Source organism: Yoonia sp. (assembly GCF_014859355.1).
In the GTDB taxonomy this organism is placed as follows: domain Bacteria; phylum Pseudomonadota; class Alphaproteobacteria; order Rhodobacterales; family Rhodobacteraceae; genus Yoonia.
Map to the genome: position 1 here is coordinate 40,657 of NZ_JACUUJ010000007.1, position 12,867 is coordinate 53,523.

Below are 12,867 nucleotides of genomic sequence, written 5' to 3' on the forward strand. Positions count from 1 at the left end.
CCGTATTGCCCAGACGCCCGGAGTGCCACCCATGCCCGTGATCAATCGCATCGCTGATTTCACCGATGATTTGACTGCATGGCGCAGGCATCTGCACGCGCATCCCGAATTGCAGTTCGATTGTCATCAGACAGCCGCGTTTGTCGTGGACCTCCTGCGGGCATTCGGCGTGGACGCGGTGCATGAAGGTATTGCGACCAGCGGTGTGGTCGCCATCATCAATGGCAATGCGGCAGGGCCAACGATTGGCCTGCGCGCGGATATGGATGCCCTGCCGATGGACGAGATGACAGGGCTGGATCATGCATCGACCGTGCCGGGGCGGATGCATGCCTGCGGCCATGACGGGCATACGACCATGCTGCTGGGGGCTGCGAAATATCTGGCCGAGACGCGCAATTTCGCGGGCCGTGTTGCGCTGATCTTTCAACCGGCCGAGGAATTGGGCGGCGGCGCGCAGGTGATGGTCCAGGAAGGTATCCTTGAGCGGTTCGACATCGGCCAGGTCTATGCGCTGCATAACGCGCCCGGCACGCCGGTCGGGGCGTTTTACACCACGCCGGGGCCAATCATGGCGGCGGTCGATTCGTTTGAGATTCATATCACGGGGCGCGGCGGGCACGGGGCGATGCCGCATGAAACCGCTGACCCGATCATGGCTGCTGTCGGGATCGTGCAGGCGATCCAGACCATCGTCAGCCGCAACCACGCCGCCACCGATGATCTGGTGGTGTCGGTCACGCAAATTCACACAGGCTCTGCTGATAACGTGATCCCCGGCACCGCTTATATCAACGGCACCGTGCGCACATTCGATTCTGCCGTGCAGGCAATGGTGATGACCCGGCTTGATCAGATCGTGGCGGGGCAGGCGGCGGCCTATGGTGTTATGGCAGAACTGGTTTATGACGTGGGCTATCCTGCGACGGTCAACGACCCCGATAGCACCGTTTTTGCGGCCGATGTGGCGCGCGCGGTGTCGGCGGATGTGGTGGCAGATCATAGGCGCGAGATGGGCGCGGAAGATTTCGCCTATATGCTGGAAAAGCGACCCGGCGCCTATCTGTTCATCGGCAATGGCGACAGCGCAGGCCTGCATCATCCCGCCTATGAATTCAATGATGCGGTCTTACCTGTGGGGGCGTCATTTTTTGCCCGGCTGGTGGAACGCGCACTGCCGTTGCGGTGATCAAATTTAGCTAAATTTGATCCCGGACAGCACGTAAAAGAACGAAAGAGGACTGACATGGCACTGGAAGACGCAAAAGGGCAGGTGGATCTTGCTTTCACCCGCAAAGACCATCGCGGGTTAGCTTATGAAAATGCCTTTGGCGGGGCCACATCATTTTTGCGCCGCAGCTATACCAAGGATCTGACTGGCGTTGATTTGGCAGTCACCGGCGTGCCCTTTGATCAGGCGGTCACCCACCGCCCCGGCTGCCGCTTTGGCCCCCGCGCCATCCGCGAGGCATCGTGCCTGCAACCCTATGACCCGCCCTATGGTTGGAACGGGTTTGACCCCCTGTCAGAATTTTCCATCGTGGATTATGGCGATATGGCCTTTGATTACGCCAATGTCGCAGGCGTGCCGGCCCTGGTCGAGGCGCATATCGCCGCCATCATTGCGCAAGGCCCCGCTACCGTGACACTGGGGGGCGATCATTTCATCACCCTGCCCATCCTGCGGGCCTATGCGGCGAAATACGGACCCTTGTCGGTGATCCAGTGCGATGCGCATTCCGACCTGTGGGTCGATGACGATATGGGCCGGATCGACCATGGCACCATGATGTACAAAGCCGTCAAGCTGGGGCTGGTCGATGTCACGCGGTCAGTGCAGGTGGGCATCCGCACCCATTGTGACGACTACCTTGGCATGCCCTATATCGACGCGCGGACGTGCCACGAAAAGGGAACCGCCCATGTGGTGGACCGCATGAAAGAAATTGTCGGCCTGCACCCGACCTATATCACCTTTGATATAGACGTGCTTGACCCCGCCTTTGCCCCCGGCACCGGCACGCCGGTCTGGGGTGGGCTGACCACATGGCAGGCGGCGGCGATGCTGCGCGATCTGGCGGGGATTCACATGCTTGGCGGTGACGTGGTCGAGGTGTCGCCGCCCTATGACACCACAGGTGCCACCGCGATTGCGGGCGCGCATGTCGCGATGGAGCTTTGCTGCCTGGCGCTTTGGAATAAAAGGAAAACGTCAATATGATCCTGCGTATCCTGACCATACTCATTCTGCTGATCGTCGCAGGCATGGCCTATGTCCGGCTTGCCCCGATGGACCCGGCGCGCGTGCATCAGGCATCAGCCCCCCAGCCGCCGGGCGATTATGCCGCCACCGGTGGCTTTACCGCCGTGCGCACGATCATCGCGCCCGCAGCGCAGGTGTTGGCAACCCTTGAACAACGCGCGCTGGCCACGCCGCGCACCAGAGTGGTCGCAGGCCGTGTTGATCAGGGCATGATCACCTTTGTCACCCGGTCGCGAATCATGGGCTTTCCCGATTACACCACTGTTCAGGTCGATGGCGACACGCTGACCATCCACGGGCGTTTGCGCTTTGGTCAGTCCGATCTGGGTGTGAACCGCGCGCGGGTGCAGGGCTGGCTTGATGCGCTTGGCCCCTTGACCGCAGAGCTGTGATCGGCCAATCGGTTTGCCATGATAGCCTCTGACAAGATTGAACAACTGATCGATCGTTTCCAGTATCTGGAGGCGAAAATGGCCGAAGGTGCTGCCGGCAACGAAATCGCGGCTCTTGGGCGCGAATATGCCGAATTGCGCCCGGTCGTCGAAACCGTCACCGCCTACAAGGATCTTTTGGCGCAGATCAGCGATGCGCAAACGATGCTGAAAGACCCCGAAATGCGCGAAATGGCCGAGGCAGAGCTGACCGACCTGCGCGCGCAACTGGAGGTATCCGAACAACAGGTGCAACTGGCGCTGTTGCCCAAGGATGCCGCCGATGCCCGCCCCGCCCTGATCGAAATCAGGCCCGGAACCGGCGGGGAAGAGGCATCGCTTTTCGCTGCCGACCTGTTGCGGATGTATCAGCGATACGCTGAAAAACAGGGTTGGACATTCGAAATCCTTGAACAGGCTGAAACCGAGCTGGGTGGCATCAAGGAAGTTGTCGCGCGGGTTGTGGGTGATGGCGTCTTCGCGCGGCTGAAATACGAAAGCGGGGTGCATCGTGTCCAGCGTGTGCCAGAAACCGAAAGCGGCGGGCGCATCCATACATCTGCCGCAACCGTCGCTGTTCTGCCCGAGGCCGAGGATGTGGATGTCCAGGTCAACCCCGGCGATTTGCGCATTGATACCATGCGCGCCTCTGGGGCTGGCGGCCAGCACGTGAACACCACCGATTCTGCTGTGCGTATCCTGCATATTCCGACCGGCATCATCGTGGTCAGCGCCGAAAAATCCCAGCACCGTAACCGTGAAATCGCCATGCAGGTGCTGAAAACCCGCCTGTTCGATCTGGAACGACAACGCGTGGACGACGCCCGATCTGCCGACCGCAAGTCACAGGTAGGGTCGGGTGACCGGTCGGAACGGATCCGCACCTATAATTTCCCCCAAGGCCGGTTGACCGACCACCGCATCAACCTGACGCTTTATGCGCTAGGGCAGGTGATGCAGGGCGATCTGGATGAAATCATAGATGCGCTGCAATCAGACGCACAGGCCACGCTGCTTGCGGAAATGGGCGCGTGACAGGCACGGTCAACGATGGTGTGTCAGCGCTGATCACGATCCTGCGCGAAAGCGCCAGCCCCGACCCAGCCCGCGAGGCGCGTTTGCTGCTGGCCCATGCGATGGGTGTGGCCCCCGACCGGATAACCCTGCTGGCCCAAGACAGCCTGCCCGCAGCCACGCTGATCGCGGCGCGCAAACTTGCCGCGCGGCGCGCGGCGGGCGCACCGATCAGCCATATCATCGGGCGGCGCGCGTTTTATGGCCGTGATTTTCACGTTGACGCGCGTGTGCTTGATCCGCGCCCTGAAACCGAATGCCTGATTGCCGAAGCCCTGCGCACGCCATTTGCGACCTTTCTGGACCTTGGCACCGGTAGTGGTGCCATCGCCATCACACTGGCGGCAGAGCGGCCAGAGGCCACGGGTGTTGCCACAGATCTGTCCGATCAGGCGCTTGATGTGGCCCGACAAAATGCCAATGCCTTGGGTGTTGCCGCGCGACTGCACCTTGTGAAATCCGACTGGTTTGCCGCTGTCACGGGACGGTTTGATCTCATCGTATCGAACCCGCCCTATATCGCTGCCGATGAAATGGCTTCGCTGCAACCACAGGTGCGCCTGTTTGAACCGCGCATGGCACTGACAGATGATGGCGACGGTTTGACAGCGTATCGGATCATCGCAGCCGCTGCACCCGGGCATTTGCATTCCGATGGGCAGTTGATCGTTGAAATCGGCCCGACCCAAGGGGCCTCGGTCGCCAAAATGATGCGCGATTCGGGGTTTATGCGTGTTCAGGTGGTCCCCGATCTGGATCACCGCGACCGCGTTGTTGTGGGCCGTATGCCGGGTGCGGCGGCTCTGACGTGATCAGATGCGCGAAATTCTCTCATTTCGCGTAATTTTGACTTGTCTTGCTGCTTCGCGCATGTTTATTCAGAAGCATCGGATGGCTTGCAGGTAAATCTCACCTCTCCCCGATCAGTCGCCAGAACATCGTAAGGCCAGATATTTACGACGCGCAGGCAGGCGCGATACGGCGCAAGCGCAACGTCAGCGAAAGACTTGAAAGCATATTCATGAGACCATCAAAGTCACGGCCGCGGAACAAAAGCCGCAGCAATCGCCCAACGGGTGGCAACATCATCAATCGCGTTTTCGAAAGCAGCGGCCCTGATGGCAAGGTGCGCGGCACCCCGCAGCAGGTGATCGAGAAATACAACCAGCTGCACCGCGATGCGCAACTGACGAATGATCGTGTGAACGCAGAAAACTTTGCGCAACACGCTGAACACTACACCCGCCTGCTGGCCGAAGCCCAGCGCGAGGTGGATGCCAAGCGCGAAGAAATGGAAGAACAGAACCGCCAGCGGCAAGCCGAACGCGACCGGGAACGTCAGGACCGCCTGCGCGCACAGGAAGCGGTGGCGCGTGATGACAGCGAATCAGACCAGCCGGTCATGACAGATACGCGCGATGATAATCAGGCGCAGTCGGGCCTTGTCGAAACGCCAGAAGAGAAACCCAAGCCGCGCCCGCGCAAGCCGCGCGCGCCACGTAAGGCGACCCCTCCAAAAGATAATGATGGCCCTGCACCATCCGAAGCCGCTGAATAACCAAAGCCCCCAAACATTGGGGGCTTTCACGCATCAAGCGCTCGGGCCAATGCGCAAAATGCCTCTAGCCCAATTTGTTCGGCCCGCTCTGTCGGTTTGATTCCGACGGCTGTCAAGTAGTCCTCGATTTCAGGGTGCAGCGGCTTCAGCGCTGATCGCAACATTTTGCGCCGCTGGTTAAACGCCGCAGCAACCACTTTGTTCAAGGTCGCAGCGTTGGCTGGATACCGCGGTGCGGCCAAAGCAGTCAGATGCACGACGGCAGAATTGACCTTGGGCGGCGGGCTGAATGCCTCGGGCGGCAGTTCCAGAACAATGCGGGGATCTGTGCGCCACTGCGCCAGCAAGGCCAAACGCCCATAGGCCTTGCCGCCCGGTTGTGCGACAATCCGCTGCGCCACTTCGCGCTGGAACATCAGGGTCAGACTGCCCCAGAATGGCGGCCATTCCGGGGGCGTCAACCACCGCACCAGCAATTCTGTTCCCACGTTATAGGGCAGATTCGCAGCCACTTTTATCGGTGGCGTGAGATACGCCAAAGGGTCCAGATCAAGCGCATCACCGATCAGCACAGTCAAGCGCCCCGGATAGGCGCGCGCAATCTCTTCCAATGCCGGCTGGCAGCGGGGGTCTTTTTCAATCGCCAGCACATGACGTGCGCCTTCGGCCAGCAATCCGCGGGTCAACCCGCCGGGGCCGGGGCCGATCTCCAGCACATCGGCACCGGTCAGATCCCCGGCAAGGCGGGCGATCTTTGCCGTCAGGTTCAGATCCAGTAGAAAATTCTGGCCCAATGATTTCTTTGCCGCCAAATCGTATCTGGCAATCACGTCACGCAGCGGCGGTAGATCATCAATGCCGCTCATCGCTTCTTCCGCGCATGAATATCCCCGCCGCAGTCTCCCACACCATCAATCTGCACGGGCATCAGCCATTTTTGCGGCCATCCTGATGGCCGCGATCATCGATGTGGGATCAGCCACACCCTTGCCCGCAATATCGAATGCCGTGCCATGATCGGGTGATGTGCGGATGATCGGCAAACCCAGCGTGACATTGACCCCGCCTGAAAAATCCAGCGTCTTGATCGGGATCAGCGCCTGATCGTGATACATACACACAGCTGCATCATAACCCGCCCGTGCGGTTGCGTGAAACATCGTATCCGCAGACAATGGCCCCCGAATGTCCAGCCCGGTTGCACGCAAGGCGTTCAGCACAGGGATGATCAGGTCGATTTCTTCGCGCCCCATCTTGCCGTCTTCGCCTGCATGCGGGTTCAGCCCCGCCACAGCAATGCGCGGTTTGGCGATGCCGAAATCACAGCGCAGTGCCGCATCTGTGATCTGGATCGTGTCGCGCAACAGTGACGCCGTCAGGCGGGTGGGGACTTTGGCCAGCGGGATGTGGATCGTGGCGGGCACCACCCGCAGCACATCGCAGGCCAGCATCATGACAACCTGTTCGGTGCCGCAAAGTGCGGCCAGATATTCGGTATGGCCGGGATAGGCAAAGGCGGCGCCGTCAATCAGGGCCGCCTTGTGGATGGGCGCGGTGCAAAGCGCGCGGGCCTGTCCGGTCTGCACCAGATCAACACCCGTGGCGATGGCCCTGATCACCCCTTTGGCATGGGCTGGATCGGGGCGCCCTGCGATCACACCCGAACCGAAATCATCCGCCAGCACAGGCAAGTGCGCACTGTTGGTCTGCGCGGCCTCTGCAGCGGTGCGCACTTGCGTAAAGGGGGTGCCCGCAGGCAGGTGCCGGGGGTCGCCGATCCAGATCAAAGGCACTTCGTCGCGCAGCGCGGCCCATGCGGCCACGGCAATTTCGGGGCCAATCCCGGCAGGTTCCCCACAACTGATGGCAATCGGTTTCATCGCTGCGTGATCGTGGCCGCAGCTTGCAGATCGGCGACCAGCGCATTGGCCAGGCCGGCCAGTCGTTGACTGCGAATTTGGTTGCGCACCGCCTCGCGGTCAAGACCTTGCTGGCCGACGGCAGTGCGCCCGCACAGCATCAGCAGGACAAGCGTTTGCCCGTTGTCGCGCGTCAGGTTCAGCGATATTTCGCCCGGATCAAGCTGTGCAAGTTCCAGTGCAATATCACCGGGAATGTCCTGTGGGGGCAGATCGGCGCGTTGCAGCATTTCGGGTGGTTGGTTGCGGGCGACACCATAAAGATCGTCGCAGGTGTCCAGCCGGTCCACAATGTCTTGCGCCGCTGCGCGTGCTGCCGGGGTTTGCCCGCCCGGAATCGCATAGGTGGCATAGGCAATGCTGGCCGGCGTCTGGGTCCGGCGGGCACCTTCGCGCACAGCGCGCATCTGAAACAGCGCGATCCCGTTGGGAATGTCGATCGGCTGCGTCACCTCGCCCGGGCGCAGACCCAAAAGCAGGTTTTGCAGTTGCGGTGGGTAGTTGTCGATCGGCAACCAGCCCAGCCGCCCGCCATTGTCACGTGATGGCAGGGCAGACACTTGGCGCGCGGCATCCTCGAAGGCCGCAAAAGATCGCATCTGCGCGATTTGGCCAGCCACGCGCTGCGCCTCTGCGGCGCGTTCCGGTGGCGCGGCGATAATGATTTCCGACAAAAGCACCTCGATCCCCGCAGCGCCGGTTCCCTGCCGTGCAAGAGCGCGGTCGATATCGGCGTCAGTGACAGTGACCTGACGGTTAAAACGGCTGCGAACATAATCGCGCCAGCTGACACCGACCCGTACGAAATCTTCCAGCGTGACGCGATCCACCCCGTTTTGCGCCAGCATCCGTGCGAATTGGTCGGCCGTCATATCTGCCCGGCTGGCAAAGTCATCCACCGCAGCCGCCAGCGCCGCGTCTGACAGGCGCAGACCGACTCGGTCCAGTTCCTGTTCTTTCAGGCGGTCCTCGATCAGGGCGTCGCGGGCGATCCGGTTCAGATCACCGGGGGTGCGAAAAACCTCGAGCAGGCGGATGCGCTGCGCCAGTTCATAGCGGGTGATCACGCGGTCATTCACGGTGATGGCGGCGTCAAATTGTCCTTGCGCCAGAGCAGGGCGGTTTGCACCAACCCCCAGCAACAAGGCCAGAACAAAGGCGGTGATGGTAAAGGCGCGCATGCGGTTCCTCGTCTTGGACTTCAATTTTTGCAGGCAGCGGCGGGTCCGCCCTGTGACCGGCCCGCAGAAAAGCCAGTCAGCGACCCAGCTAGCCCAAAGGTCGTTGTCGGGTCAACTGTAGAGGAAGACGTGTATCGGCGCGAGGCGGAAACTTCGATTGTGACGCATTCATTGCGCCATTCAAAACCAACCCCCGCGCGCACTGGTCTGTCTGCGGCAATGTCATAACGGGCAGCCATCGTCATGGCCCATGCAGGCGTGATCCTGATGCCCGCATCCAGTGTCCATTCCGATACGGTTTCGGGGCGGTCTTCGGTCAGGTCTCTGGCCTGCCAGATGTAAGCGGCCGCCAGATCAATCGCATCATTGCGCCATGCGATCCGGTTATCGGCACGCGTCAGTTGCAGGTCGCCATCCAACAGGGTGCGCGTGTCAAAGAGAAACCCGTCACCTGTCACGACTTGCCCCCCGATCAGCCAGTCGGATGTGGCCCCATCCAGCCCCGAAGACGGGGAAAAATCAGCCATCGTGCGATTGCGAAAGATCCGTCCGAATGTCAGCGTCGATGTCGTGCCTTGCGGTCCGATCCGTGTCCATGTCAGGCCAACGGCGGCCTGTGCGCCGGTTTCAACGGCATCATCCCCGGTAAAGCGTTGCGTGTCCAACAGATTGGCCCGGTCCAGTTCGCTGCGGGTGCTGTCTTCGTTCGGGGGGATGCTGCCAAAGCTGTCGGCCCACCCCAGGCTGAGTGTGGGTTCGATCATGTGCGCGGCACCATTGGCCCCGATTCGCGCCAGTGGGTAGCGCAAGTGCAGTTCCGCCGAAGGCACAAATCGCAGGTCGTTTGCCGGGAAGCTGCTGTCGTCGTCAACATGATAAAGATCGCCGCGCGCGCCAAATGCCGTGCTGCCGATGATGCCGCTGTCCAGCACCCAGTCCTGTCGCCAGGTGCTTTCCAGTCCGGCGCGTGTCACATCGCGCCCCGCTGGCCCGTCAACGGTGCTGTAACGGTGGGCGGCATCCATACTGGCGCGCAGGGTCAGCGTGCCGCCAAAGTCTGGCCGCAACCGCGTTTCATAGGCCGCGTCTGCCACAAGCGGCGGCAGCGATGCGTTTGATTCGTCATCGCGCAGGGTCTGGTAATAGGTCAGGTTTGCCGCGCGCAGTGTGCTGTCTGTCACGCGCAACACGGAAACGCCGCTGTTCAGGCGGTCTTTGTCTGAATAGGCGTAATCCAGCAAATACGCTGGGTCACTCACGGCTTCGATGTGAAGCCCGAACTGATAGTCATCGGGCAGCCGAAAAGCGGACTGGACAAAAACATAAGACCGCAGGCCGTCTTGCAATGTGTCATCGCTGACGGCACCTTCGATGCGCAGATCACCGCGTGCAAAGGCCTGACGATAGGTCAATTCCAGCGTGCGCGTTTGCGACGATACGTAAGGCGTCACGGTCACGTCGCGGTCATTTCCCAATGTCAGGAAATAAGGGATCTTGATCCCCGAACCCAATTGGCTGGTGTTGCGTTGACGCGGGATCAGAAATCCGTTGGACCGGTCCAGCCCCGGCTCAGGCAGGCGCATCCGGGGCAGCCAGATGACCGGCACCCCACGCACCCGGAACGTTGCATTTTCAAAATAAAGCTGCTGTGCGTCGGCATCGCGCACCACGCGTTCGGCCCGGATTTCCCACAAGGGCGCACGGGTGCCGCAAACCCGGCACGACGTAGCTGCGGTCTTGTAAAGCTGGGCATACCTGCTTTCAGTCTGGTTGATCTGGTTGGCCGCGATCTGCAACTGTTGGTTCAGAACCAGCCGCGCGCCCAAAAGAATGCCACTTTGCAATCGCGGGTCCAGCGTTGCCTGACTGGCGGTCAAGACTGTTCCATCGGGGTCACGAATCACGATTGGCCCGTCGATTGTCAGCCGGTCGGTTGGCGCATCATAGACGATCCGGCTGGCGCGCAGGGTTGTGCCGTCGTAGAAAACTTCGATGTTACCGCTGGCAATCAGCTGATCCTGCCCGCCAATCGTGACGTGATCGGCGACCAATGTGGCTGCGGATTGCGCCGCGGCAAATCCCGGCACCAGCAGCAAGAGAAACACGATCAGCCGCATTAGCCATCCTCGTGATGTAAAAGAAAGCCCAGTGACAGCCCGACAGCGGCCAAGGGCGGTGCCCAAGCCGCCAGCACGGCTGGCAATTGTCCGTTTTCACCCAAGACAAGCGCAAAATTGCGGATGAAATAAATCACGAATGCCAAAAGAATGGCAAACATGACCATCAGCCCGGTGCGCCCGCCCCGTTGATGGCGCAGGGTAAAGCTGGCCCCGATCATGACCATCGACACCAGAAACACGGGCAGTGCCAGTTCCGTGTGAAACCAGACAAGATGCCGTTGCGCGGAAAACCCGGCAGTGTGCAACCGGTCGATAAAGGCGGGCAATTCCCAGATCGGGATGGACGATGGCGTGCCAAAGCTATCGCGGATCTGGTCCGGTGTCAGGCTGGACGGCACAGAAAGCTGATCGCGCCGTGTCGCGGATGCCTCTGGCAAGGGGGCTGTTTGCAGATCCCAGATCTTGGCGTTCGAAAGAGTCCATGACCCGGTGATCAACTGTGCCGACGCGGCCTCGATGCGCTGGCTGGGGCGGCCGTCGGGTGAAAAGGTCATAAAGCTGACGTTGCGCAGCGCTGTGCCGTCCAGATTGGCGTTTTGCGCGCGAATGACAGTCTGGCCTTCGCTTGTGCCCTGCCGCAGCCATAACCCCGATGCGCTGATCGACAGCACGGAGGTTTCGCCGCGAATGGCGTTGACGCGCATCTCGAACTGTTTGGATGTGCTGGCCACGATCGGGTTGAACGCGGCAACCGCTGCCACCCCGATAACAAGCGCAACGCTAAGCGGTGCCAGCAAAGCGCGCAATGCGGAACGCCCTGCGGCGCGTGTCACGACCAGTTCGGACGACCTTGCAAGGCTCAGAAACAGACCAATCGCGGTCAAAATCATGATCAGCGGCAAAATACCGTAAATGCCTTTGGGCACATTCAGCATTGTCAGCACGACGATATCGGAAAAGCTGGCCTCGGTGCTGGCATAGCGGCGCAATTGTTCGACCAGATCAAGAAAGGTCATAATGATGAAAAACACGCCAAAAATACCGGCAAATGTCATCATGAAACGGCGCGCAAAGTAACGGTGCAGGATCATGACAGGGCACCTGCCTTGATGCGCCGTTTGAACAGATAGGGCCGTGTCGCGGCGAAAAGCAGCCCCCAGACAATGACAAGCCCCGTCAAAACGGGAAAATACGTGGCAAACCACAGGTTTTCATGCGCGCGCGCCATGTTCAGACCGCCGGTTTCCACCGCCTTGACAACAACGATAAGGCAAATCGCCGCGATGATCTGCCGCCAGATCCCGAACCGGCTGAACCCGCCGACCATCAGCGTTGCAAACCCCAAAAGTGCCGCGACCGTCCCCAGAAATGCCTGGCTGAACCGGTCGTGACCGCTTGACAAAAGCCGCGCGGCGCTTTGGCCGGTCTCGGCCTCTAATGTCGGTGTGGGGTGCAGCAATTCCCATGTCGAAAGCGCCCCCGCGCTGCGCCCGGCGCGGCGGCTGTGTGAAATCAGGCTTGTGATATCATAGGCCAGATCAGCAAATGATGTTATGAACAACTGTTGACTGTCGCGACGCAGCGTCTGCACCATGCCTTCACGCATCACGATCTGGGTCTGCCCGCCCTGACGCAACAAATACGCCTGTGCTGCGGTATAGGTTAGTTGTTCGTCGCTACGGCGTGCATCAGAGACAAAGATATCAATCAGTTCGCCGGTTGGTGTGATGTCGCGGATGTAGAAGGTGACGCCTGCCACGGGTTCGATGAATTGCCCCGGTGTCAACAGGCGCGCGGTGATGTTCTGGGCAATATCAGACTGCCGTTCCGCCAGCCGCGCGGTGCTGAGCGGGATCAGGATATGCATCAGCACAGACATCAAAACCGCCACGATCAAACCAAAATACAAGACGGGCCGCGCCAGACGGAACGGAGAAAAGCCGGTCGCCTGCACCACGACCATTTCTGATTCCGTCGTCATCCGGTTGGTCACGTAAACCGCCGCTGCAAAGGCCGCCAGCGGCAACGCCAGCCTTATCACCGCAGGCAGCGACAGGGCCGTGAATTCCAGAAAAACGCCGGCTGACTGGCCGTCGGCGATCAGTTGGTCAAACAACACAACCGCCCGGTTGATCCAATACACCATCACCAGCACCAGACTGAAAAAGCCGAACAGCGCCATCAGCTGCGACAGCAGATATCTGTCAAATCGGCCCAATGCCCGGTGTCCTTTGCGCTGCCTGTCCTGCCTGTTGCGGCAAACTAGCCCATCCAGGCGGCGGTTTGAACAGCTATCTGGCCTTTGCCGCGGTGGCGGGCTA

12 protein-coding genes are annotated in these 12,867 nt (G+C 60.5%); 6 read left to right on the forward strand and 6 right to left on the reverse strand.

Annotated features, from left to right (window positions below; all coding sequences use genetic code 11):
* The first annotated feature begins 31 nt into the window (after positions 1-31).
* The 6 genes from IBX59_RS04420 (at position 32) to IBX59_RS04445 (ending at position 5,326) form a co-directional block, all read left to right on the forward strand.
* A complete protein-coding gene (locus IBX59_RS04420) occupies positions 32-1,189 on the forward strand; it encodes a M20 aminoacylase family protein (protein WP_296372818.1) in 1,158 nt (385 codons plus the stop codon).
* Between the two features lie 57 nt (positions 1,190-1,246).
* Positions 1,247-2,221, forward strand: a complete 975-nt coding sequence (gene speB, locus IBX59_RS04425) for an agmatinase (RefSeq protein ID WP_296372820.1) — start codon at positions 1,247-1,249, stop codon at positions 2,219-2,221.
* Complete coding sequence (locus IBX59_RS04430; RefSeq protein WP_296372822.1) at positions 2,218-2,655, forward strand: DUF1499 domain-containing protein; 438 nt, start codon at positions 2,218-2,220, stop codon at positions 2,653-2,655. Before speB ends, IBX59_RS04430 begins: the two co-directional genes overlap by 4 nt.
* A gap of 18 nt (positions 2,656-2,673) precedes the next feature.
* Positions 2,674-3,729: a peptide chain release factor 1 gene (prfA, locus tag IBX59_RS04435; protein WP_296372824.1), complete on the forward strand. Its 1,056-nt coding sequence runs from the start codon at positions 2,674-2,676 to the stop codon at positions 3,727-3,729.
* A gap of 20 nt (positions 3,730-3,749) precedes the next feature.
* The gene (gene prmC / locus IBX59_RS04440) at positions 3,750-4,580 is read left to right on the forward strand and encodes a peptide chain release factor N(5)-glutamine methyltransferase (RefSeq protein ID WP_296372898.1); all 831 of its coding nucleotides are present in this window, start codon (positions 3,750-3,752) and stop codon (positions 4,578-4,580) included.
* A gap of 209 nt (positions 4,581-4,789) precedes the next feature.
* Entirely contained in the window at positions 4,790-5,326 is a 537-nt protein-coding gene (locus IBX59_RS04445; RefSeq protein ID WP_296372826.1) for a DUF4167 domain-containing protein, read from the forward strand.
* Positions 5,327-5,352: 26 nt separating this feature from the next.
* Here the strand turns inward: IBX59_RS04445 and rsmA are convergent, their stop codons facing one another.
* Genes rsmA through lptF form a run of 6 tightly spaced genes read right to left on the reverse strand, consistent with a single transcriptional unit; the run spans position 5,353 to position 12,764 of the window.
* Positions 5,353-6,192 (reverse strand): 16S rRNA (adenine(1518)-N(6)/adenine(1519)-N(6))-dimethyltransferase RsmA, encoded by an 840-nt coding sequence (rsmA, locus tag IBX59_RS04450; protein ID WP_296372828.1) that lies wholly within the window; start codon positions 6,190-6,192, stop codon positions 5,353-5,355.
* Positions 6,193-6,237: 45 nt separating this feature from the next.
* Positions 6,238-7,206: a 4-hydroxythreonine-4-phosphate dehydrogenase PdxA gene (gene pdxA / locus IBX59_RS04455; RefSeq protein ID WP_296372830.1), complete on the reverse strand. Its 969-nt coding sequence runs from the start codon at positions 7,204-7,206 to the stop codon at positions 6,238-6,240.
* A complete protein-coding gene (locus IBX59_RS04460) occupies positions 7,203-8,426 on the reverse strand; it encodes a peptidylprolyl isomerase (RefSeq protein ID WP_296372832.1) in 1,224 nt (407 codons plus the stop codon). The genes pdxA and IBX59_RS04460 overlap by 4 nt, the downstream gene beginning before the upstream one ends.
* A gap of 20 nt (positions 8,427-8,446) precedes the next feature.
* Positions 8,447-10,543 (reverse strand): LPS assembly protein LptD, encoded by a 2,097-nt coding sequence (locus IBX59_RS04465; RefSeq protein ID WP_296372834.1) that lies wholly within the window; start codon positions 10,541-10,543, stop codon positions 8,447-8,449.
* Positions 10,543-11,637, reverse strand: coding sequence for an LPS export ABC transporter permease LptG (gene lptG, locus IBX59_RS04470; protein ID WP_296372836.1), 1,095 nt, complete (start codon positions 11,635-11,637; stop codon positions 10,543-10,545). The genes IBX59_RS04465 and lptG overlap by 1 nt, the downstream gene beginning before the upstream one ends.
* Positions 11,634-12,764: an LPS export ABC transporter permease LptF gene (gene lptF, locus IBX59_RS04475; RefSeq protein ID WP_296372838.1), complete on the reverse strand. Its 1,131-nt coding sequence runs from the start codon at positions 12,762-12,764 to the stop codon at positions 11,634-11,636. Before lptF ends, lptG begins: the two co-directional genes overlap by 4 nt.
* Positions 12,765-12,867: the final 103 nt, after the last annotated feature.

Bases quoted from the DNA above. Each gene is read 5' to 3' on its own strand.
- IBX59_RS04420 (WP_296372818.1), top strand. From the start codon at position 32: ATGCCCGTGATCAATCGCATCGCTGATTTCACCGATGATTTGACTGCA.
- IBX59_RS04445 (WP_296372826.1), top strand. From the start codon at position 4,790: ATGAGACCATCAAAGTCACGGCCGCGGAACAAAAGCCGCAGCAATCGC.
- lptG (WP_296372836.1), bottom strand. From the start codon at position 11,637: ATGATCCTGCACCGTTACTTTGCGCGCCGTTTCATGATGACATTTGCC.
- prfA (WP_296372824.1), top strand. From the start codon at position 2,674: ATGATAGCCTCTGACAAGATTGAACAACTGATCGATCGTTTCCAGTAT.
- IBX59_RS04465 (WP_296372834.1), bottom strand. From the start codon at position 10,543: ATGCGGCTGATCGTGTTTCTCTTGCTGCTGGTGCCGGGATTTGCCGCG.
- rsmA (WP_296372828.1), bottom strand. From the start codon at position 6,192: ATGAGCGGCATTGATGATCTACCGCCGCTGCGTGACGTGATTGCCAGA.
- IBX59_RS04430 (WP_296372822.1), top strand. From the start codon at position 2,218: ATGATCCTGCGTATCCTGACCATACTCATTCTGCTGATCGTCGCAGGC.
- pdxA (WP_296372830.1), bottom strand. From the start codon at position 7,206: ATGAAACCGATTGCCATCAGTTGTGGGGAACCTGCCGGGATTGGCCCC.
- speB (WP_296372820.1), top strand. From the start codon at position 1,247: ATGGCACTGGAAGACGCAAAAGGGCAGGTGGATCTTGCTTTCACCCGC.
- IBX59_RS04460 (WP_296372832.1), bottom strand. From the start codon at position 8,426: ATGCGCGCCTTTACCATCACCGCCTTTGTTCTGGCCTTGTTGCTGGGG.